Raw genomic sequence first — 21227 nt, forward strand, 5'->3', positions numbered from 1 at the left:
TTTTTTATTCCGGGCGCGCCGGTGACGTGCCAGACATCACGCAGGCGAGCGGCCTGCTACCCCTGCTCCATCCCCTTGAGCTTGCGATACAGCGTCGCGCGGGCGATACCCAGGCTGCGCGCGGCGGCCGAGAGGTTACCGCCGGCGGCCTCCACCGCGGCGCGAATGGCCCGCGCCTCGGCAAGCTGCAGCGTACTCCCCGCCGCCAACGTCAGCCCTTCCCCCGCCACCGTCGCGGCCTGTTCGCCGCGGCCGGCGCGCACCTCGTCCGGCAGGTGCTGCACACCGATCTCGCCGTCGTCCTCGGCCAGCGCCGCAGCCAGGCGCAGGCACTGGTAGAGCTGGCGGATATTGCCCGGCCAGTGATAGTCCAGCAGCGCCTGCAGCGCCGCCGGGCTCAGCTGGAGAGGCTGCTGTGCGGTGGTCTCGGCGCGCAGCAGGTGCTGGATCAGCGCCGCCAGGTCGCGCCGCTCGCGCAGTGCCGGCAGGCTCACGCGCAGGCCGTTGATGCGGTAGTAGAGATCCTCGCGAAAGCCCTGCTCGGCGCTGAGCTGCTGCAGGTCGCGGTGGGTGGCGCAGATCAGCGCGCAGTCCACCTTGATCAGCTGGTTGCTGCCCAGGCGGCTCAGGCTGCGCTCCTGCAGCACGCGCAAGAGACGGCCCTGCAGCTCCAGCGGCATGTCGCCGATCTCGTCGAGAAACAGCGTGCCCTTGTGCGCCTGCTCGATCTTGCCGATGGCGCCGCCCTTGCGGCTGCCGGTGAAGGCGCCTTCGACATGGCCGAACAGCTCCGACTCGATCAGGCTGGCCGGAATCGACGAGCAGTTGATGGCCACGAAGGCTTCGCCGGCCCGCGCACTGCTCTCGTGCAGCAAGCGGGCGAAGACCTCCTTGCCAGTGCCCGTCTCGCCATTGATCAGCACCGGGATGTCGCGGGCGAAGGCCTTGCGCGCCCGCGCCAGGGCATCCTGCAGCGCCGGGTCCTGCAGGCAGGCACCGCTGTGCGGTGTCGGCAGTGGCTCGGCGCTGCGCCGCGGGCGCGGTGCCTCGGCCAGCATCGGCGCCGTTCGCTGAGGCGGGCCCTGAGTGATGCAGGCGTGCAGTTCGCCGCCGTGGTGGCTGCGCAGGCGCAGCGGCGCACTGAGGTCATGGCGGCGAAAACAGGCGGCGTGGGCGAAGGGCATGTCGAATAGTTCGGCGAAGTCCAGGCCCGCGCGCACCTCGCCCATACGCAGCAACTGGCCGGCGATGCGGTTGGCGCAGCGCAGCTTGCCCGCCGGGTCGAAGGCCAGCAGCCCCTCCAGCGGCGTGCCGAGGATGTCCAGGCGATGGTGCAGATGCACCAGCAGCACCTCGCCAAGCTGGGCGAACAAGCGGTTCTCGATGGCGCGGGCAGCGAACACCAGCGACTCCAGGGTGTAGACCGAAGGCGCGCCCTGCCGGCTGCTGGCGTCCAGCACCCCGACTATGCCGCCGTCCAGACCGAAGATCGGCGTGGCCAGGCAGGAGAACTGGCGGGCCTCCTCCAGATAGTGCTCCTCGCCGACGAAGAACACCGACTCGCGCTCGGCCAGGGCGCAGCCCGGTGCCGTGGTGCCGACGTTCTGCTCGGAAAGCTGCGCGCCGATGCGAAACACCTGGCTCAGCTCACGGGTGCCGGCGCCGCGCCCGCTCAGACTGCTGAGCACCACGCCTTCCAGATCGATGCAGGCCAATACCCAATCCTGCGGCGCCAGCGCCGCGTGCAACTGCTGCATCTCGGGCATCGCGCAGTCCAGCAGCAGACGGTCGCGCTCGGCGATCTGCTTGCCACTGGCCACCAATGGCGCCTCGAACAGCAGCTTGTCGCGCTGGCACAGGCCGTAGTGCTGCGAGCGCTGCCAGGAGCGGGCGACTACCTGGGAATCGACCAGATGCTTGCCCGAGGTGGGCGTTGCGGAAGGGTCGCTGGATCTGTGCATGGCATGCGTCTCACGGCCGGGTGTCTCGAACTGGGCCAGCCCGCCCCAGGGCCACTGTCTCAGTTCGAGACAGCCTCACGGCGAGACGGCGCCCGCGCCCTGTTCGAGGACTCTTGTTGTTATACAAATCATTGATTCAGCTTGATTTTCTTCCAGCCAAAAAAGCTGGCACAGACTCTGCTCAATGACTTCACAGCCTCCGGAGAAAAAACCGGCAGCGCCAAGATCTTAAACCAAAACAATAAAGGTGATGTCATGAAAATGAGCATAGATGCGGCTCGGCCCAAACCGGCCCGGCAGTGGCTGCATGCTTCGCTGTTCGGCCTGCTGAGCGGCTTTTGCGCCAGTGCCTCGGCGCTCGACGTAGACGCCGGCGATTACACCGCCCTGCCCGCCGGCACCAACCTGGGCCTGCTCTACTACCAGCACGCCGAACGCAACCGCCTCTACGCCAACGGCGACAAGCTGCCACTGGATGCCGGCCTGGATTCGGATATCGGTATCCTGCGCGGCGTGCACTTCATGGAACTGGGCGGCTACATCGTCGACCCGCAGTTCCTCCTGCCCTTCGGCAACGTGCGCGCCAAGGACGACCTGTCGGCCCTGGGCAGCGACAGCGGCACCGGCGACCTGATCCTGGCCGCCACCGTATGGCTGGTGAACCAGCCGGAACAGCGCCGCTACTTCGGCATCACCCCCTACCTCTGGCTGCCCACCGGCAGCTACGACAACGACCGCGCCATCAACCTCGGCGAGAACCGCTGGAAAGGTGCGCTGCAGGCCGGCTACATCGAGGGCCTGGGCGACAAGTTCAGCCTCGACCTGGTGGGCGACGTGACCTTCTTCGGCAAGAACGACGACTTCGGCCCCGCCAGCCAGACTCTCAAGCAGAAGCCGCTGTTCCAGGCCCAGGCGTTCCTGCGCTACCACGTCAACGAGCGCTTCGACCTGCGCGCCGGCGTCTCGCGCCTGTGGGGCGGCGAGACCGAGGTGGATGGCCTGGACATGGACGATAAACCCAACACCAGCAAGTTCAACGTCGGCGCCAGCTGGTTCTTCACCCCGCGCGACCAGCTGCTGGTCAATTTCGGCCGCGACCTCTCGGTGGACAACGGCTTCAAGGAGCAGGGACGGGTCAACCTGCGCCTGCTACACGTTTTCTAAGCACCGCCGCCTGCCTTCCCATTCCAACAACAACAGGAGTTTCGCGTGATGCCTAACCTCATCCAATCACGCCGTTTCGTCTGCCTGCTCACCGCACTGCTGGTCGCCACAGGCGCCCAGGCCGCCAAGGTCGATGAGACCGCCATCCGTGCCAGCGAGCAAGACGGCAGCGAATGGCTCAGCCATGGCCGCACCTACGCCGAGCAGCGCTTCAGCCCGCTCAAGCAGATCGACGCCGGCAACGTCGGCAAGCTGGGCCTGGCCTGGTACCTGGATCTGGAAAACAACCGTGGCCTGGAGGCCACCCCACTGGTGTCCGACGGCGTGCTCTACGCCTCGCTGTCCTGGAGCCGGGTGATGGCCGTGGACCTGCGCAGCGGCAAGCGCCTGTGGCAGTTCGATCCCCAGGTGGATCGCGGCCGCTCTCGCTACGCCTGCTGCGACGCGGTCAACCGCGGCGTCGCCCTGTGGAACGGCAAGGTCTACGTCGGCGCCCTGGACGGCCGCCTGATCGCCCTGGACGCCAAGACCGGCCGCGAGCTGTGGAGCGAGCAGACCACCGACCCGGCCAAGCCCTACAGCATCACCGGCGCGCCGCGGGTGGTGAAGGGCAAGGTGATCATCGGCAACGGCGGCGCCGAGTACGGCGTGCGCGGCTTCTTCTCCGCCTACGATGCCGAGACCGGCAAGATGGCCTGGCGTTTCTACACGGTGCCGGGCGATCCGGCCCAGCCCTACGAGCACCCTGAGCTGGCCGAAGCGGCCAAGACCTGGAAGGGCGACCAGTACTGGAAGCTCGGCGGCGGCGGCACCGTGTGGGACAGCATGGCCTACGACCCGGAGCTGGACCTGCTGTACATCGGCACCGGCAACGGTTCGCCGTGGAACCGCGAGATCCGCAGTCCGGGCGGCGGCGACAACCTGTACCTATCGTCGATCCTGGCGCTGCGCCCGGACAGCGGCAAGCTGCTCTGGCACTACCAGACCACACCGGGCGAAACCTGGGACTTCACCGCCACCCAGCAGATCACCCTGGCCACCCTGGAGCTGGACGGCAAGCCGCGCAAGGTGCTGATGCAGGCGCCGAAGAACGGCTTCTTCTATGTGCTCGATCGCGCCACCGGCGAACTGCTCTCGGCGGAAAAGTTCGGCAAGGTGACCTGGGCCGAGAAGGTCGATCTGGCCACCGGCCGCCCGGTGGAGGTGCCCGGCTCGCGCTACGAGAAGGAGCAGGTGGTGATGTGGCCGAGCCCGTTCGGCGCGCACAACTGGCACTCCATGTCGTTCAACCCGCAGACCGGGCTGATGTACATCCCCTACCAGGAAATCCCCGGCGTCTATCGCAACGAGGGGGCCACGTTCAAAAAGATCGACGGCTTCAACACCGGTACCGGCTTCAGCGACACCCACGAGATACCCCGCGATGCGGTGAGCGGCGCCCTGCTGGCCTGGGACCCGGTACGCCAGCGCGAGGCCTGGCGCGTGCCGCATAGCTTCTACTGGAACGGCGGCACCCTGAGCACCGCCGGCAACCTGGTGTTCCAGGGCACCGCCGACGGCCAGCTGCACGCCTACTCGGCGGACAAGGGACAGCGCCTGTGGAGCTTCGCCGCGCAGACCGGCATAGTCGCCGCCCCCATCAGCTTCAGCCTGGACGGCGAACAGTACGTGGCGGTCATGGCCGGCTGGGGCGGCGTGGCGCCGCTGATCGGCGGCGACGCGGCGCTGGCGCCCGGGGTGCGCAACCTCAGCCGCCTGCTGGTGTTCAAGCTCGGCGGCCAGAGCAGCCTGCCGCCGCTGCCGCAGGCGACCACGGCCGCCGTGCAGCGCACGCCGCAAGCGGTCCAAGCGAGTGCCGCGGACCTGGACGCCGGCAAGCTGCTGTACGGCAACTACTGCTCGATGTGTCACGGCGTCGGCGCCGTCAGCGGCGGCCTGATCCCCGACCTGCGCCATACGGATCAATGGCGCCGCGACAACTTCCAGCAGATCGTCCGGGACGGCATCCTCCGTCCGCTGGGCATGCCATCCTTCAAGAACTCGCTGAGCGCGGCCGAGGTGGAACAGATCAAGGCCTATGTGATGAGCCGCGAGTACGAGGACCATCTCAAGGCGCAGCAAGCCGCCAGACCCTGACCCCCATGGGCGGGCTCGGCCCGCCCGTGGACACCACCCCAAGCACCGGAGGAACAGCAGCATGTGGACCAAACCTAGCTACACCGACCTGCGCATCGGCTTCGAAGTGACCCTGTACTTCGCCAACCGTTGAGCCTGCCGCGGCGCGCCTGGCGCGCCGCGTTTCCCGCCCCGGCCTGCCGGGGCCTGATTTTTGCCGCGCGAGGCCCAGATGCATATTCGGATTCTCGGTTCCGCCGCCGGCGGCGGTTTTCCCCAGTGGAACTGCAACTGCCGCAACTGCCGCGGCGTGCGCGCCGGCACCCTGCGGGCGCAGCCGCGTACCCAGTCGTCCATCGCCCTTTCCGATGACGGCGGCGAGTGGGTCCTGTGCAATGCCTCGCCGGACATCCGCGCCCAGCTCGAGGCCTTCCCGGCGCTACAACCGGCGCGCCAGCTGCGCGACACGGCGATCGCCGGCATCGTCCTGCTCGACAGCCAGATCGATCACTGCACCGGCCTGCTGACCCTGCGCGAAGGCTGCCCGCACCAGGTCTGGTGTACCGAGATGGTCCATCAGGACCTGACCAGCGGCTTTCCGCTGTTCAACATGCTCAGCCACTGGAACGGCGGCCTGCAGCACCAGCTGATCGAGCTGGATGCCAAGCCGTTCACCATCCCCGCCTGTCCTGGGCTGCGCCTCACCGCCATCGCCCTGCGCAGCAGCGCGCCGCCGTATTCGCCGCACCGCGGCAATCCGCATCCGGGCGACAACATCGGCCTGTTTATCGAGGACCTGCGCACGGGGGGAACCTTGTTCTACGCCCCCGGCCTGGGTCAGGTGGACGAGCCGCTGCTGGGCTGGATGCGCCGCGCCGATTGCCTGCTGGTGGACGGCACGCTGTGGCGCGACGACGAGATGCGCCGGTGCGAGGTGGGCGACAAGCTCGGCAGCGAGATGGGCCATCTGCCGCAGAGCGGCCCAGGCGGCATGCTCGAGGTGCTGGAGGGGCTGCCGGCGGCGCGCAAGATCCTGATCCATATCAACAACACCAACCCGATTCTCGACCTGGATTCGCCCGAGCGCGCCGAGCTGGACGCGCGCGGCATCGAGGTCGCGTTCGATGGCATGAGCATCCATTTGTAGGGTGTGCGGGGCCGCCCAGGCTGTGCGCACTTCAAAGAATGCTGGTGCGCACGGCGCACCCTACGGCAACGCGTATCGGAGATCCTGATGAGCCAAGCTGCCATGACCCCTGCCGAATTCGAGCAGGCGCTGCGCGCCAAGGGCGCGCTGTACCACATCCATCATCCGTTTCATCGCGCCATGTACGAAGGCCGCGCCACCCGCGAGCAGATACAGGGCTGGGTGGCCAACCGCTTCTACTATCAGGTCAATATTCCTCTCAAGGATGCGGCGATCATGGCCAACTGCCCGGATCGCGAGACCCGGCGTGAGTGGATTCAGCGCATCCTCGACCATGATGGGGCGCCAGGCGAGGAAGGCGGTATCGAAGCCTGGCTGCGCCTGGCCGAGGCGGTCGGCCTCGACCGCGAGCAGGTGCTGTCGCAGGAGCTGGTGCTGCCCGGCGTGCGCTTCGCCGTGGACGCCTACGTCAACTTCGCCCGCCGCGCCAGTTGGCAGGAGGCGGCCAGCAGCTCGCTGACCGAGCTGTTCGCCCCGACCATCCACCAGTCGCGCCTGGACGCCTGGCCGCAGCACTACCCGTGGATCGATGCGGCCGGTTACGACTACTTCCGCAATCGCCTGAGCCAGGCGCGGCGCGACGTCGAGCATGGCCTGCGCATCACCCTCGAACACTACCGCACCCGTGAGGCACAGGAGCGCATGCTGAATATCCTGCAGTTCAAGCTCGACGTACTGTGGAGCATGCTCGACGCCATGAGTATGGCCTACGAGCTGGAGCGCCCTCCGTATCACACGGTGACGGCCGAGCGCGTCTGGCATCGGGGGATCGCTTTATGATCAAGACAGCGGTGCGCATGGCGCACCCTACGGCCGCATTCCACGTAGGGTGCGCCGCGCGCACCACGACGGAGCCGCAACCATGACCTCGACCATCCTGCCCAACGTCCCCGCCATCCGCCGCGGCTTCCGCCTGCAGTTCGAGCCGGCCCAGGGCTGCCACGTGTTGCTCTATCCCGAGGGCATGATCAAACTCAACGACAGCGCCGGCGAGATTCTCCAGTTGATCGACGGCCAGCGCAGCGTCGCGGACATCGTCGCCGAGCTGGAGGCGCGCTATCCCGACGTCGCGGAGCTGGGCGACGATGTGCAGCAGTTCATCGAGGTGGCTCATGCCCAGTTCTGGATCGAACTGCGCTGACCGCGGACCGTTGCAAGGCGTCGGCGAAGCCGCCGAGGCTGTACCGATGACGGCCCCGCAGGAGCAGGCGAAGAAGCACGGCGTGCAACACGTACAAGAGCATGCGACCGAGCCGGCGATCCACCCCGTTCCTAACGGTGCCTCGGCCACGCAGAGAGCCTTGCAACGCTCCGTCGAGGTCGGCCCGCCGCTCTGGCTGCTGGCCGAGCTGACCTACCGCTGCCCGCTGCAGTGCCCGTATTGCTCCAATCCGCTAGATTTCTCCCAGCAGGGCGCCGAGCTCAGCACCGCCGAGTGGATCGAGGTGTTCCGCCAGGCCCGTGAGCTGGGCGCGGCGCAGCTGGGCTTTTCCGGCGGCGAGCCGCTGGTGCGTCAGGACCTGACCGAGCTGATTGCGGCCGCGCGCGGCCTGGGCTACTACACCAACCTGATCACCTCCGGCATCGGCCTGACCGAAGCGCGTATCGCCGAATTCGCCGAGGCCGGGCTGGACCATATCCAGATCAGCTTTCAGGCCGCCGACGAGGAGGTGAACAACCTCCTGGCCGGCTCGCAGAAGGCTTTCGCGCAGAAGCTGGCCATGGCCCGCGCGGTCAAGGCCCATGGCTACCCGATGGTGCTGAACTTCGTCACCCATCGGCACAACATCGACAATATCGAGCGCATCATTGAGCTGTGCCTGGAGCTGGAGGCGGACTTCGTCGAGCTCGCCACCTGCCAGTTCTACGGCTGGGCCGAACTCAATCGCGCCGGCCTGCTGCCAACCCGTGCGCAGCTGGAGCGCGCCGAGCGCATCACCAACCAGTGGCGCGACAAGCTGGCGGCGGAGAACCACCCCTGCAAGCTGATCTTCGTCACTCCCGACTACTACGAGGAGCGCCCCAAGGCCTGCATGAACGGCTGGGGCAACCTGTTTCTCGACATCACTCCAGACGGTACCGCGCTGCCTTGCCACAGCGCGCGGCAGCTGCCAGTGCAGTTCCCCAATGTGCGCGAGCACAGCGTCGAACATATCTGGCGGCATTCCTTCGGCTTCAACCGCTTTCGTGGCGACGACTGGATGCCGGAGCCGTGCCGTTCGTGCGACGAGAAGCACAAGGATTTCGGCGGCTGCCGCTGCCAGGCCTTTATGCTCACCGGCGATGCCAGCAACGCCGACCCGGTGTGCAGCAAGTCGGCGCACCATGAGGTGATTCTCGCGGCGCGCCGCCAGGCCGACGAGGCGCCGCTGGGGCTGGGCGAGCTGCAGTACCGCAACAAGAAGGCCTCGCGAATCATATGCAAGGCGTAGGGTGCGCCGTGCGCACCGATCCCGACAGCATCTGGGGCGCCGAGCAGGTTGCCCGCCGGCCTAAAGGCTCGGCAGGTACGCCATCTCCGTCGACTCGCCCAGCAGCAGGCCGCGGTTGAGTTCGGCGCAGGCACGCAGGTACTCGGCCACCAGGGTGACCCGCTTGAGCTTGCGCAGATCCTCGCTGTAGTACATCCAGAACTGCCGCATCACCTCGACTTCGTCCGGCAGTACCGCCTGCAGGCGCGGATCGGGGCCGGCGAGAAAACACGGCAGTATCGCCAGCGCGCGGCCCTCCAGGGCCGCATGGTACTGGGCCACCACGCTGGTGCTGCGCAGGCGGCTGTGCGCACCGGGTAGCAGGTCGTTGAGGTACAGCAACTTGAAGCTGAACGCCAGGTCCTCGACGTAGGTGACGAAGGCATGCCCGGCCAGGTCGTCGCGGCTGCGGATCGGCGCGTGGTTGGCCAGGTAGCCGGGCGTGGCGTACAGGCGCAGGCGGTAGTCGCACAGCCGCGAGCAGACATAGGGGCCGCGCTCCGGGCGTTCCAGGGTGATGGCGATGTCCGCCTCGCGCCGCGACAGGCTGATGAAGTGCGGTACCGGCAGGATGTCCACCGAGATGTTCGGGTAGTGGTCGAGAAAATGGCTCATCTGCGCCGTGACGAAGCAGGAGCCGAAAGCCTCGGTGCAACCGATGCGCAGATGCCCGGCGAGCCCGCCGGTGCTGCCGGAGACCTGTTCGCAGGCGACCTGCAGCGTGCCCTCCAGACTCTCCACGTGTCCCAGCAGGCGCTGCCCCTCGCTGGTCAGAACGAAGCCGGCGCTGCGCGACTTCTCGAACAATAGCGCGCCCAGGCTCTGCTCCAGGCTGCGGATGCGCCGCGACACCGTGGTGTAGTCCACCCCCAGCCTGCGCGACGCCGCACTGGCGGTGCGAGTGCGCGCCACTTCGAGGAAGAAGCGCAGGTCGTCCCAGTTGATCCGCCCCAGTACCATGTTTTTTTGCATATGAGTCAGGCTTATTTGTCAATACATAGAGTAAATACGCCTACATATACTCCCTGACACAACGCCTGACCAGATCGGGCCGGCCCCTCCAACAACAATTCAGGGCTTATCGCATGAACGCATGGTCGACCACCGGCGCTTATGGCCGCTGCGGATCGCACTGCCGCCGCGCCGTCATGCGCTCACTGCGCCGTCGACGACAACCGCACCGCCCTCGCCCGCCCAGGCACTGATCTCCTCACCGCGCCGTTCGCGTGCCATGCGCGACGGCAACCGCACCGATCCGACAACAACAACCACGGAGCACCAGCATGAGTAGTCACGCCAAGCATGCGCTGACCTGCGCACTGATACGCAGCAATCCCAAGTTCCAGAACCTCGCTCGCCGCCGCGCCCGCCTCGCCTGGGCCCTGAGCGGCCTGGTGCTGGCCCTGTACTACAGCTTCATCATGCTGGTGGCCTTCGCTCCCGGCTGGCTGCACCTGCCGTTGTACGCCGGCAGTAACCTGAGCCTGGGCCTGCCCCTGGGAGCCGCGCTGATCCTGCTGTGCTGGCTGCTCACCCTCTGGTACGTACGCAGCGCCAACCTGCACTTCGACACGCTCAGCGCGCAGATCCTCGAGGAGTCCCAGGTATGAAACGTCCAGCCCTCCTGCTCGCGCTCTGCGCACCACTGGCCGAGGCCGCGCCACTGACGGCCGAACAACAGCCGCTCAACCTGCATGCCATCGGCATGTTCTTCGTCTTCGTCATCGCCACCCTGGCGATCACCTGGTGGGCGGCGCGGCGCACCCGTTCGGCCGCCGACTTCTACAGCGCCGGCGGCGGTATCAGCGGCTTTCAGAACGGTCTGGCGATCGCCGGCGACTACATGTCGGCGGCCACCCTGCTGGGCCTGTCCAGCCTGGTGTTCGCCCGGGGTTACGACGGCTTCGTCTACATCATCGGCTTCTTTGTCGGCTGGCCCATCGTCACCTTCCTCATGGCCGAGCGCCTGCGCAACCTGGGCCGCTACACCTTCGCCGACATCGTCTCCTACCGGCTGGACCAGACCCGCGTGCGCAGCTTCGCCGCGCTCGGCTCGCTGACCGTGGTGTGCTGCTACCTGGTGGTGCAGATGGTCGGCGCCGGCCAGTTGATCAAGCTGCTGTTCGGCCTCGACTACAGCACCGCGGTGGTGGTGGTCGGTGCGCTGATGCTGGTCTACGTGATTTTCGGCGGCATGCTCGCCACCACCTGGGTGCAGATCACCAAGGCGGTGCTGCTGCTCGGCGGCGGCACCACCCTGGCAGTGCTGGCACTGGCGCGTTTCGACTTCAGTTTCGAGACGCTGGCCGAGCAGGCCGTGGCCCTGCATGCCAGCGGCGCGCAGATCATGGGCCCCGGCTCCCTGCTGGCCGACCCGATCAATGCGGTGTCGCTGTCGCTCGGCCTGGTCTTCGGCATCGCCGGCCTGCCGCACATCCTGATGCGTTTCTTCACCGTGCCCAACGCCCGCGAGGCGCGACGCTCGGTGCTGTTCGCCACGCTGTTCATCGGCTTCTTCTTCCTCGTGGTCTGCGCCCTGGGCTACAGCGCCATCGTCATCGTCGGCGGCGACCCGCAGTACTTCGTCGACGGCAAGCTCGGTGGCGCCCTGATCGGCGGCGGCAACATGGTGGCCATGCACCTGGCCAAGGCGGTGGGCGGCGACCTGTTCCTCGGTTTCCTCTCCGCCGTGGCCTTCGCCACCATTCTCGCGGTGGTCGCCGGCCTGGCCCTGGCCGGCGCCTCGGCCATCTCCCATGACCTCTACGCCTCGGTGCTGAAGAAAGGCCGCGCCAACGAGAAGGACGAGATGCGCGTCTCACGCATCGCCACGGTGGCCATCGGTATGGTCGCCATCGGCCTGGGCATTCTCTTCGAGCAGATGAACATCGCCTTCCTGGTCGGCCTGACCTTCGGCGTGGCCGCCTCGGCCAACTTCCCGGTGCTGATCATGGCCATGTACTGGGACGGCCTGACCACCCGTGGTGCGGTCTATGGCGGCCTGGCCGGCCTGATCAGCGCCCTGGCCCTGGTGATCGGCTCGCCCTCGGTGTGGGTCGGCGTGCTGGGCCATGCCGAGGCGCTGTTCCCCTACGACCAGCCCGCGCTGTTCTCCATGCCGCTGGCCTTCGTCACCATAGTGCTGGTCTCCAAGCTGGACCGCAGCAAGCGTGCCCAGGCCGAGCGCGCCGCCTACGCCGATCAGTTCGTGCGGGCCCAGACCGGCTTCGGCGCAGCCGCCGCCAGCAGTCACTGACGCGACCCACGTGGCGCCAACCCCTGGCGCCTCCCTGGGGCGTTAGGCCCCAAGCGCGACCAAGTTCCTTGCGTCGCGCTTTTTTATGCCTGCGTATCAGGTCCTTCCCTTCATCCCCACCGCCAGGCCGGACCGTCGAGAAGCCATGGGGGACATCGCTGCGCGACATGCAACATTTTTGCATATCGCACCTGAATCCATACGTGTTCTTATCCTAACAATGCCTACCTATACTGGACTCACCAGCCTGGTGATAAAACCGGGCCAGTCCCAACAAAAATAAACAAGGGCACTCGCCATGAAACCATCCTCCGCTGCCACCCTCCTCCCGCCATCGACCGCCCGCATGTGCCTCGTCCATGCCGGCCACCGCGCCGCCTGACCGCCCGTACCGCGCCGATCGCAGGAGAACCGCCATGAACCGCAACAGCCAACCCTTCGTCGCCGCACGCGACTTCCTCCTGGCCCACCGCACCGACTACGCCACCGCGGTGCGCGACTTCCGCTGGCCGCAGTTGCACCAGTTCAACTGGGCACTGGACTACTTCGACGCCATGGCCGAGGGCAACCAGGCGCCGGCGCTGTGGATAGTCGAGGAAGACGGCAGCGAGCAGCGCTACAGCTTCGCCGAACTGGCCGAGCGCTCCAACCGCGTGGCCAACCACCTGCGCGCCCTCGGCGTGCGCCGTGGCGAACGCATGCTGCTGATGCTGGGCAACCATATCGCCCTGTGGGAAACCATGCTCGCCGCCTTCAAGCTCGGCGCCGTGGTGATCCCGGCCACCGCCCTGCTCACCGCCGAGGACCTGCGCGACCGTATCGATCGCGGCCAGGTACGCCACCTGGTGGTGGGCAGCGAGCACACCGGCAAGTTCGCCGACCTGGCCGCAGACTGCACGCGCATCTGCGTCGGTGCACCAGTGGCGGGCTGGACCCCGCACCAGGCCTACGCGGAGCACGCCAGCGCGTTCACTGCCGAGGGCACCACCCTGGCCACCGACCCCATGCTGCTGTACTTCACCTCCGGCACCACCAGCAAACCGAAGATGGTCCTGCACAGCCACCAGAGCTACCCGGTCGGCCACCTCTCGACCATGTACTGGATCGGCCTGCAGCCGGGCGACCTGCACCTGAACATCTCCTCGCCGGGCTGGGCCAAGCACGCCTGGAGCTGTTTCTTCGCGCCGTGGAACGCCGGCGCCTGCATCTTCATCCACAACGTCGCCCGCTTCAGCGCTCCGGCCCTGCTCGGCGTGCTGGAAAAATACGGCGTCACCAGCCTGTGCGCGCCGCCCACGGTATGGCGCATGCTGATCCAGGAAGACCTGGCCAGCCTGAAAGGCCGCCTGCGCCTGCGCGAACTGGTGGGCGCCGGCGAGCCGCTCAACCCGGAGATCATCGAGCAGATCCAGCATGCCTGGGGCCTGTGGTTGCGCGACGGTTTCGGCCAGTCGGAAACCACCGCCCTGGTCGGCAATACCCCCGGCCAGCCGCTCAAACCCGGGTCGATGGGCCGTCCGCTGCCCGGCTACCGGGTGTGCATGCTCGACCCCGACGGCCAGCCGGCCAGCGACGGCGAGGTGGCCCTGCCGCTGGAGCCCCATCCGCTGGGCCTGATGCTGTGCTACGAGGACAGCCCGGAGAAGACTGCCGAGGTGATGCGCGGCGGTTACTACCGCACCGGCGACACCGCGTCGGTCGACGCCGACGGCTACGTCACCTTCGTTGGCCGCGCCGACGACGTGTTCAAGGCCTCCGACTACCGCATCAGCCCCTTCGAGCTGGAGAGCGCACTGATCGAGCACCCGGCAGTGATGGAGGTGGCGGTCGTGCCGAGCCCGGACCCGGTACGCCTGGCCGTGCCCAAGGCCTTCCTCATCCTCGCCCACGACGAGCCCGGCAGCGCCGCGCTGGCGGAAAACATCCTGGCCTTCGCCCGCGAGCACCTGGCGCCCTACAAGCGGGTGCGCCGCATCGAGTTCGTCACCGAGCTGCCCAAGACCATCTCCGGGAAGATCCGCCGGGTCGAACTGCGGCAGATGGAAGTGCAGCGCCGCCAGGGCGAACGCGGCGCGCAGGAATACTTCGAAGAAGACTTCCCGCAGCTCAAGGGCTGAAACCGGGCCGGCACGCCGGCCCTCCGCAAACCACCCCGACCGCTCGGCCGCATCGGCCGAGGGGACCCACTCGACCTCAAGAAAGCAGGCAGGACCGAAAATGACCTCTTCCAGCGTTCCCAGCGTCAAGCTGCTCATCAACGGCGAATTCGTCGAATCCAAGACCACCCAGTGGCGCGACGTGGTCAACCCGGCCACCCAGCAGGTGCTGGCCCGCGTGCCCTTTGCCACCGCCGCCGAGATGGACGCCGCCGTGGCCGCCGCCAAGGAAGCCTTCAAGACCTGGCGCAAGACCCCGATCGGCGCCCGCGCGCGGATCTTCCTCAAATACCAGCAACTGATCCGCGACAACATCAAGGAGCTGGCCGCCCTGCTCACCGCCGAACAGGGCAAGACCCTGCCCGATGCCGAAGGCGACGTGTTCCGCGGCCTGGAAGTGGTCGAGCATGCCGCCAGCATCGGCACCCTGCAGATGGGCGAGCTGGCCAACAACGTCGCCGGCGGCGTCGATACCTACACCCTGCTGCAACCCCTGGGCGTATGCGCCGGCATCACCCCGTTCAACTTCCCGGCGATGATCCCGCTGTGGATGTTCCCCATGGCCATCGCCTGCGGCAACACCTTCGTGCTCAAGCCGTCCGAGCAGGACCCGCTGGTGACCATGCGCCTGGTCGAACTGGCCCTGGAGGCCGGCGTGCCCAAGGGCGTGCTCAACGTCATCCATGGCGGTGTCGATGCGGTGAACCTGCTGTGCGACCACCCGGACATCAAGGCGGTGTCCTTCGTCGGTTCGACCCAGGTCGGCACCCACGTCTACAACCGCGCCAGCCAGAACGGCAAGCGCGCACAGTGCATGATGGGGGCGAAGAACCACGCCATCGTGCTGCCCGACGCCAACAAGCAGCAGACCCTCAACAACCTGCTCGGCGCCTCCTTCGGCGCCGCCGGCCAGCGCTGCATGGCCCTGCCGGTGGTGATCCTGGTCGGCGAGGCGCAGGCCTGGCTGCCCGAGCTGATCGAACGCACCAAGACCCTCAAGGTGAATGCCGGCACCGAGCCGGGCACCGATATCGGCCCGGTGATTTCCTGCGCCGCCCTGGAGCGCATCACCGGCCTGATCGCCAAGGGCGTCGAGGAAGGCGCCAAGCTGGAACTGGACGGTCGCAACCCGCACGTGCCGGGCTATCAGGACGGCAACTTCGTCGGCCCGACCATCTTCTCCGGAGTCACCGCGCAGATGACCGTGTACCGCGAGGAAATCTTCGGCCCGGTGCTGTGCGTGATGCAGGCCGCCAGCCTGCAGGAGGCGATCGACATCATCAACGCCAACCCGAACGGCAACGGCACCGCCCTGTTTACCCGCTCCGGCGCCGCCGCGCGGCACTTCCAGGAAGAGATCGACGTCGGCCAGGTGGGCATCAACGTGCCGATCCCGGTGCCGGTGCCGCTGTTCTCCTTCTCCGGCTCGCGCGCCTCCAAGCTCGGCGACCTGGGCCCCTACGGCAAGCAGGTGGTGACCTTCTACACCCAGACCAAGACCGTCACCCAGCGCTGGTTCGACGAGGATGCCGACGGCGGTGCGGTGAACACCACCATCACCCTGAAATGACCACCCGGGCCGGCGCCCGCGCGCCGGCCCCGCCAGGAACACGCCGATGAACTACGAAACCCTGCTGGTCGAGGTGCGCGAGCGCGTCGGCCTGATCACCCTCAACCGGCCGCAGGCGCTCAACGCGCTGAACAGCCAGCTGATCGCAGAACTGAACCAGGCCCTCGACCGCCTGGAGGCCGACCCGGAGGTCGGCTGCCTGGTCGTCACCGGCTCGGCCAAGGCCTTCGCCGCCGGCGCCGACATCAAGGAAATGGCCGACAAGGGCTTCCCGCAGATCTACCTGGACGATTTCTTCGCCGCCGCCGACCGCATCGCCGCGCGGCGCAAGCCGATCATCGCCGCGGTGGCCGGCTACGCCCTGGGCGGCGGCTGCGAACTGGCGCTGATGTGCGACTTCATCTACGCCGCCGACAACGCCCGCTTCGGCCTGCCGGAGCTGAGCCTGGGGGTGATCCCCGGCATCGGCGGCACCCAGCGTCTGACCCGCGCGCTGGGCAAGGCCAAGGCCATGGAGCTGTGCCTGACCGGCCGCCAGCTGCATGCCGAAGAGGCCGAGCGCGCCGGCCTGGTGGCCCGCGTGCTGCCGGCCGCCGAGCTGCTGGAACGCACCCTGGAAGCGGCCCGCGGCATCGCCGGCAAATCGCTGCCGGCGGCGATGATGATCAAGGAATGCGTCAACCGCGCCGAGGAGATCGGCCTGGCCGAAGGCGTGCGTTTCGAGCGCCGCCTGTTCCACTCGCTGTTCGCCAGTCACGACCAGAAGGAAGGCATGCAGGCCTTCGTCGCCAAGCGTGCGCCGAACTTCCGCCATCACTGAATCGCTGCCGCCACCCTCATCTACGGAGTATCCACCATGCATATCGGATTTCTCGGCCTCGGCAACATGGGCGCCCCCATGGCCCGCAACCTGCTCAAGGCCGGCCACAGCCTGACCGTCTTCGACCCCTTCACCCAGGCGGTCGCCGCGCTGGTGGAGGCCGGCGCCAGCGCCGCCGCCTCGCCCACCGCGGTGGCCAAGGCGGGGGTCGAGGTGATCGTCACCATGCTGCCGACCGCCGCCCACGTGAAACAGGTCTACCTGGGCAAGGACGGCCTGCTGGCCCATGTCGGCCAGGGCGTGTTGCTGATCGACAGCTCCACCATCGACCCGCTGAGCGCCCGCGAGGTGGCGACCCTGGCCACCGCCCAGGGCAATCCCATGCTCGATGCACCGGTTTCCGGCGGCACCGGCGGCGCCGCCGCCGGTACCCTGACCTTCATGGTCGGCGGCTCGGTCAGCGTGTTCGACCAGGCCTTGCCGATCCTCTCGGCCATGGGCAAGAACGTGGTGCACTGCGGCAGCGCCGGCAACGGCCAGGTGGCCAAGATCGCCAACAACATGCTGCTGGGCATCTCCATGGTCGGCGTCGCCGAAGCCATGGCACTGGGCGTGGCCCTGGGCATGGACGCCAAGGTGCTGGCCGGCATCATCAACACCTCCAGCGGTCGTTGCTGGAGCTCTGAGGTGTACAACCCCTTCCCCGGCGTGCTGGACAACGTGCCCGCCGCACGCGGCTACAGCGGTGGCTTCGGCAGCGACCTGATGCTCAAGGACCTCGGCCTGGCCACCGATGCCGCACGCCACGCGCGCCAGCCGGTGCCGCTCGGCGCCACCGCCCAGCAGCTGTACCAAACCTTCAGCCTGCAGGGCCATGGCGGCCTGGACTTCTCCGCGATCATCAACCTGTTCCGTCGGGAAGCCTGAACATGAGCCAGGAGCAAGCGGTACTGGCCGAGGTGCGCAACGGCATCGGCCATCTGACGCTGAACCGCCCCGAGGGCCTCAACGCCCTCGACCTGCCCATGGTGCGCCTGCTCTGCCGCCACCTGTGGGCCTGGGAGCAGGACCCGGCGATAGTCGCCGTGGTCCTGCGTGCCGCCGGCGGCAAGGCCTTCTGCGCTGGCGGCGACATCCGCATGCTGTACGAGAGCCAGCGCGCCGGCGACAACCAGAACGTGCTATTCCTCGAAGAGGAATACGCCCTCGACGAATACCTGCACGGCTACGCCAAGCCGGTACTGGCGCTGATGGACGGCTACGTGCTCGGCGGCGGCATGGGCCTGGCCCAGGCCGCCTCATTGCGGGTGATCACCGAGCGCACGCGGATGGGCATGCCCGAGGTCGGCATCGGTTTCTTCCCCGATGTCGGCGGCAGCTACTTCCTGCCACGCCTGCCGGGCGAGCTGGGCGTGTACCTGGGTGTCACCGGCGTGCAGGTGCGCGCCGCCGACGCGCTCTACGCCGGCCTGGCCGACTACTGCCTGGCCAGCGAGCGGCTTACCGAACTGGACACCCGTCTCGACCAGCTGCAGTGGAGCGCCTCGCCCCGCGAGGATCTGCGCGCACTGCTCGCCGAGCTGGCCACCGTGCGCATCCCCGGCTCCGAGCTGAAGGCCCTGCGCCCGGCGATCGACCAGCATTTCGCCCAACCCGACCTGCTGGCGATTCGCGACGCGCTGCACCGCGAGAATCGCCCGGAGCTGCGCGACTGGGCCGAGGAAACCCTGCGCGTACTCGACAGCCGCTCACCGCTGGCGATGGCGGTGACCCTGGAGCTGCTGCGCCGCGGTCGCTACCTGAGCCTGGCCGACTGCTTCGCCCTGGAGCTGCACCTGGACTATCAGTGGTTCGCCAAGGGCGACCTGATGGAGGGCGTGCGCGCCCTGATCATCGACAAGGACAAGCAACCGCGCTGGAACCCGCCCACCCTGGATGAACTGGCGCCGGCGCGGGTGCAGGCCTTCTTCAACGGCTTCCGCCCGGCCTCCGGCAAGCCCCTTCGCACCGCCTGAGCGCAGGAGAACATGATGAACGATCTGCAACTGACCGAAGAACAACGCATGATCCGCGACATGGCGCGCGACTTCGCCCGCAGCGAGGTGGCGCCGCACGCCCAGGCCTGGGAGCAGGCCGGCTGGATCGACGACGCCGTGGTGGCGCAGATGGGCGCGCTGGGTCTGCTCGGCATGGTGGTGCCGGACGCCTGGGGCGGCAGCTACACCGACTATGTGGCCTATGCCCTGGCCGTGGAGGAAATCTCCGCCGGCGACGGCGCCCTCGGCGCGCTGATGAGCATCCACAACTCGGTGGGCTGCGGGCCGCTGCTCAAGTACGGCAGCGCGGCCCAGCAGGACGCCTGGCTGCCGGCGCTGGCCAGCGGCCAGGCCATCGGCTGCTTCTGCCTGACCGAACCGCAGGCCGGCTCCGAAGCCAACAACCTGCGTACCCAGGCGTTGCTGCAGGACGGTCACTGGGTGCTCAACGGCGCCAAGCAGTTCGTCAGCAACGGCAAGCGTGCGCAGCTGGCCATCGTCTTCGCGGTGACCGATCCTGCGCTGGGCAAAAAGGGCCTGTCGGCCTTTCTGGTGCCGACCGACACGCCCGGCTTCGTGGTCGAGCGCAGCGAGCACAAGATGGGCATCAAGGCCTCGGACACCTGCGCGGTGACCCTGCAGGACTGCCGCATTCCGCAAGACAACCTGCTCGGCGAGCGCGGCAAGGGCCTGGCCATCGCCCTGGCCAACCTCGAGGGCGGGCGCATCGGCATTGCCGCCCAGGCCCTGGGGATCGCCCGCGCGGCCTTCGAGGCGGCGCTGGGCTACTCGCGCGAGCGCGTGCAGTTCGGCAAGCCGATCGCCGAGCACCAGAGCGTGGCCAACCTGCTGGCCGACATGCACACCCGGCTCAACGCCGCGCGCCTGCTGATCCTGCATGCCGCGCAGCTGAAGAGCGCCGGCCTGAGCTGCCTGTCGGAGGCCTCGCAGGCCAAGCTGTTCGCCTCGGAAATGGCCGAATGGGTGTGTTCCAAGGCCATCCAGATCCACGGCGGCTACGGCTACCTGGAGGACTTCCCGGTGGAGAAGTACTACCGCGACGCACGCATCACCCAGATCTACGAGGGTTCCAGCGAGATCCAGCGGCTGCTGATCGCCCGCGAGCTGGCGCACTACCCGCTCTGACGCAACGGCGGGCGCCACGCACCCGCCCTTCTGCCGAGCCTGCTGCGGAGTTGTCCGTGCTCGCCCTGCAACCGGCGAGGCGCTGCGCAATCTCGGCGACCTCGCTACATCCATCGCCAGCACTACCCTGGAGCAAGCCCACGTGAGCGAAGATATCAACCAGAAGGTCACCCAGGCCGAGGACAGCGCCCCGGAGCAGTTCCGTGTCTAGCCCGGTGGCACGCCCGGCGCCGCGCAGCAAGGCCGGAATACGCTATCAGGATGCCCAGCGTGCGGCGCTGGAGCTGTTCGCCGAGCGTGGTTTCAGTCGCGTCGGCATGCGCGACCTGGCCGCCCACATGGGTATTGCCGCCGGCTCGCTGTACAACCATATCGAGAGCAAGGAGGCGCTGCTGTTCGAGTTCATTGAGGAGTTCTACAGCGCCCTGACGCTGGGCGCCGAACAACTGCTCAAGAGCCAGCCCGACGCCAGGAGTCGGCTGCGCGCGCTGCTCGAACGCCACCTGCAGTTGCACCAGAGCATGCCCCTGCACTTTCGCCTGGCCGAATACGAGCTGTGCTGCCTGCCGCCCGAGCCGCTGGAGCAGATCCTCGAGCTGCGCGAGCGCTACGAACAGCACTGGCTGCAGGCAGTGGCGCAGCTGTGCGGCCAGACGCCCGACGCTGTCCGTCGCGGTGCGGTACGGGCCATCGTCTCGCTGCTCAACCAACTGCCGGCCTGGACCCAGGCTGCCTGCGACGAGCCCGCCAGCCGCCTGCGCCTGCAGCAGGAGATGGTCCTGGGCGCGCTGGCTGGCGCGCTCGGCATGGCCGTTCACGCCTTCTGACGGCATCGTCCGCACTTGACAGGGGTGCTTTTCCAGCTTTACGTTAACGTAAAGGTAAACGAGAACACCCCGATGCCCACCACCTACTCCATCTCCGACCTGGCCCGCGAACTGGACGTGACGCCGCGCGCCATCCGCTTCTACGAGGAGCAAGGCATGCTCGCCCCCGAGCGCCGCGGCCAGGAGCGCATCTTCAGCCCCCGCGATCTGGTCACCCTGAAGCTGATCCTGCGCGGCAAGCGCATCGGCTTTTCCCTGGCCGAGTGCAAGGAGCTGATCGACCTCTATGACCCCAGCAGCGGCAACCGCAAGCAGCTGGAAACCTTCATGGAAAAGATCGCCGCACGCCGCGCCCAGCTCGAGCAGCAGTTGCTGGACATCCGGCAGATGCAGCTGGAGCTCGATACCGCCGAGGAGCGCTGCCTGGCAGCCCTGGCCGAAACCGACATGTAGGGTGCGTCGCGCCCCCAACCGACCCGGTGCGCACGGCGCACCTCA

19 protein-coding genes are annotated in these 21227 nt (G+C 67.7%); 17 read left to right on the forward strand and 2 right to left on the reverse strand.

Annotated elements, in window-relative coordinates; all coding sequences use genetic code 11:
- Positions 1-56: 56 nt before the first annotated feature.
- Positions 57-1961, reverse strand: coding sequence for a sigma-54-dependent Fis family transcriptional regulator (locus tag BLT86_RS07365; protein WP_092375733.1), 1905 nt, complete (start codon positions 1959-1961; stop codon positions 57-59).
- A 255-nt stretch (positions 1962-2216) separates the two neighbouring features.
- Here BLT86_RS07365 and BLT86_RS07370 point away from each other — a divergent pair, with 255 nt between their 5' ends.
- From BLT86_RS07370 to pqqE, 7 genes are all read left to right on the forward strand, one after another.
- Positions 2217-3125: a transporter gene (locus BLT86_RS07370; protein WP_092380354.1), complete on the forward strand. Its 909-nt coding sequence runs from the start codon at positions 2217-2219 to the stop codon at positions 3123-3125.
- A 48-nt stretch (positions 3126-3173) separates the two neighbouring features.
- Positions 3174-5261, forward strand: a complete 2088-nt coding sequence (locus BLT86_RS07375) for a PQQ-dependent dehydrogenase, methanol/ethanol family (protein WP_092375736.1) — start codon at positions 3174-3176, stop codon at positions 5259-5261.
- A 61-nt stretch (positions 5262-5322) separates the two neighbouring features.
- Positions 5323-5394: a pyrroloquinoline quinone precursor peptide PqqA gene (pqqA, locus tag BLT86_RS07380; RefSeq protein ID WP_003239771.1), complete on the forward strand. Its 72-nt coding sequence runs from the start codon at positions 5323-5325 to the stop codon at positions 5392-5394.
- 78 nt (positions 5395-5472) lie between these two features.
- Complete coding sequence (pqqB, locus tag BLT86_RS07385; protein ID WP_092375739.1) at positions 5473-6387, forward strand: pyrroloquinoline quinone biosynthesis protein PqqB; 915 nt, start codon at positions 5473-5475, stop codon at positions 6385-6387.
- 87 nt (positions 6388-6474) lie between these two features.
- Positions 6475-7227 carry a pyrroloquinoline-quinone synthase PqqC gene (gene pqqC / locus BLT86_RS07390; RefSeq protein ID WP_092375741.1) on the forward strand — a complete coding sequence of 251 codons (753 nt, stop codon included), beginning with the start codon at positions 6475-6477 and terminating at the stop codon, positions 7225-7227.
- Positions 7228-7309: 82 nt separating this feature from the next.
- Positions 7310-7588 (forward strand): pyrroloquinoline quinone biosynthesis peptide chaperone PqqD, encoded by a 279-nt coding sequence (gene pqqD / locus BLT86_RS07395; protein WP_092375744.1) that lies wholly within the window; start codon positions 7310-7312, stop codon positions 7586-7588.
- 46 nt (positions 7589-7634) lie between these two features.
- On the forward strand, positions 7635-8879 hold the full coding sequence (gene pqqE, locus BLT86_RS07400) for a pyrroloquinoline quinone biosynthesis protein PqqE (RefSeq protein ID WP_231976604.1): 1245 nt from the start codon (positions 7635-7637) through the stop codon (positions 8877-8879).
- Between the two features lie 60 nt (positions 8880-8939).
- Here pqqE and BLT86_RS07405 read toward each other — a convergent pair whose 3' ends face one another.
- A complete protein-coding gene (locus BLT86_RS07405) occupies positions 8940-9890 on the reverse strand; it encodes a LysR family transcriptional regulator (RefSeq protein ID WP_092375746.1) in 951 nt (316 codons plus the stop codon).
- Positions 9891-10201: 311 nt separating this feature from the next.
- On the opposite strand from BLT86_RS07405, the gene BLT86_RS07410 reads away from it, so the two are divergent.
- From BLT86_RS07410 to BLT86_RS07455, 10 genes are all read left to right on the forward strand, one after another.
- Positions 10202-10528 (forward strand): DUF485 domain-containing protein, encoded by a 327-nt coding sequence (locus BLT86_RS07410; RefSeq protein ID WP_092375753.1) that lies wholly within the window; start codon positions 10202-10204, stop codon positions 10526-10528.
- A complete protein-coding gene (locus tag BLT86_RS07415; protein ID WP_092375755.1) occupies positions 10525-12174 on the forward strand; it encodes a cation acetate symporter in 1650 nt (549 codons plus the stop codon). Before BLT86_RS07410 ends, BLT86_RS07415 begins: the two co-directional genes overlap by 4 nt.
- Before the next feature lie 416 nt (positions 12175-12590).
- The gene (locus BLT86_RS07420; RefSeq protein WP_003239754.1) at positions 12591-14291 is read left to right on the forward strand and encodes an AMP-binding protein; all 1701 of its coding nucleotides are present in this window, start codon (positions 12591-12593) and stop codon (positions 14289-14291) included.
- A 100-nt stretch (positions 14292-14391) separates the two neighbouring features.
- The gene (locus BLT86_RS07425; protein ID WP_003239750.1) at positions 14392-15900 is read left to right on the forward strand and encodes a CoA-acylating methylmalonate-semialdehyde dehydrogenase; all 1509 of its coding nucleotides are present in this window, start codon (positions 14392-14394) and stop codon (positions 15898-15900) included.
- A 46-nt stretch (positions 15901-15946) separates the two neighbouring features.
- Positions 15947-16720: an enoyl-CoA hydratase gene (locus tag BLT86_RS07430; protein ID WP_092375759.1), complete on the forward strand. Its 774-nt coding sequence runs from the start codon at positions 15947-15949 to the stop codon at positions 16718-16720.
- Positions 16721-16756: 36 nt separating this feature from the next.
- A complete protein-coding gene (gene mmsB / locus BLT86_RS07435) occupies positions 16757-17647 on the forward strand; it encodes a 3-hydroxyisobutyrate dehydrogenase (protein WP_003239747.1) in 891 nt (296 codons plus the stop codon).
- A gap of 2 nt (positions 17648-17649) precedes the next feature.
- Complete coding sequence (locus BLT86_RS07440; protein ID WP_092375762.1) at positions 17650-18735, forward strand: enoyl-CoA hydratase/isomerase family protein; 1086 nt, start codon at positions 17650-17652, stop codon at positions 18733-18735.
- A gap of 15 nt (positions 18736-18750) precedes the next feature.
- Entirely contained in the window at positions 18751-19902 is a 1152-nt protein-coding gene (locus tag BLT86_RS07445; protein WP_092375765.1) for an acyl-CoA dehydrogenase family protein, read from the forward strand.
- Between the two features lie 203 nt (positions 19903-20105).
- Entirely contained in the window at positions 20106-20729 is a 624-nt protein-coding gene (locus tag BLT86_RS07450) for a TetR/AcrR family transcriptional regulator (RefSeq protein WP_231976586.1), read from the forward strand.
- 72 nt (positions 20730-20801) lie between these two features.
- The gene (locus tag BLT86_RS07455; RefSeq protein ID WP_003239740.1) at positions 20802-21182 is read left to right on the forward strand and encodes a MerR family transcriptional regulator; all 381 of its coding nucleotides are present in this window, start codon (positions 20802-20804) and stop codon (positions 21180-21182) included.
- The last annotated feature ends 45 nt before the right edge of the window (positions 21183-21227 follow it).

The sequence above is a fragment of the Pseudomonas sihuiensis genome, from assembly GCF_900106015.1.
In the GTDB taxonomy this organism is placed as follows: Bacteria; Pseudomonadota; Gammaproteobacteria; order Pseudomonadales; family Pseudomonadaceae; genus Aquipseudomonas; species Aquipseudomonas sihuiensis.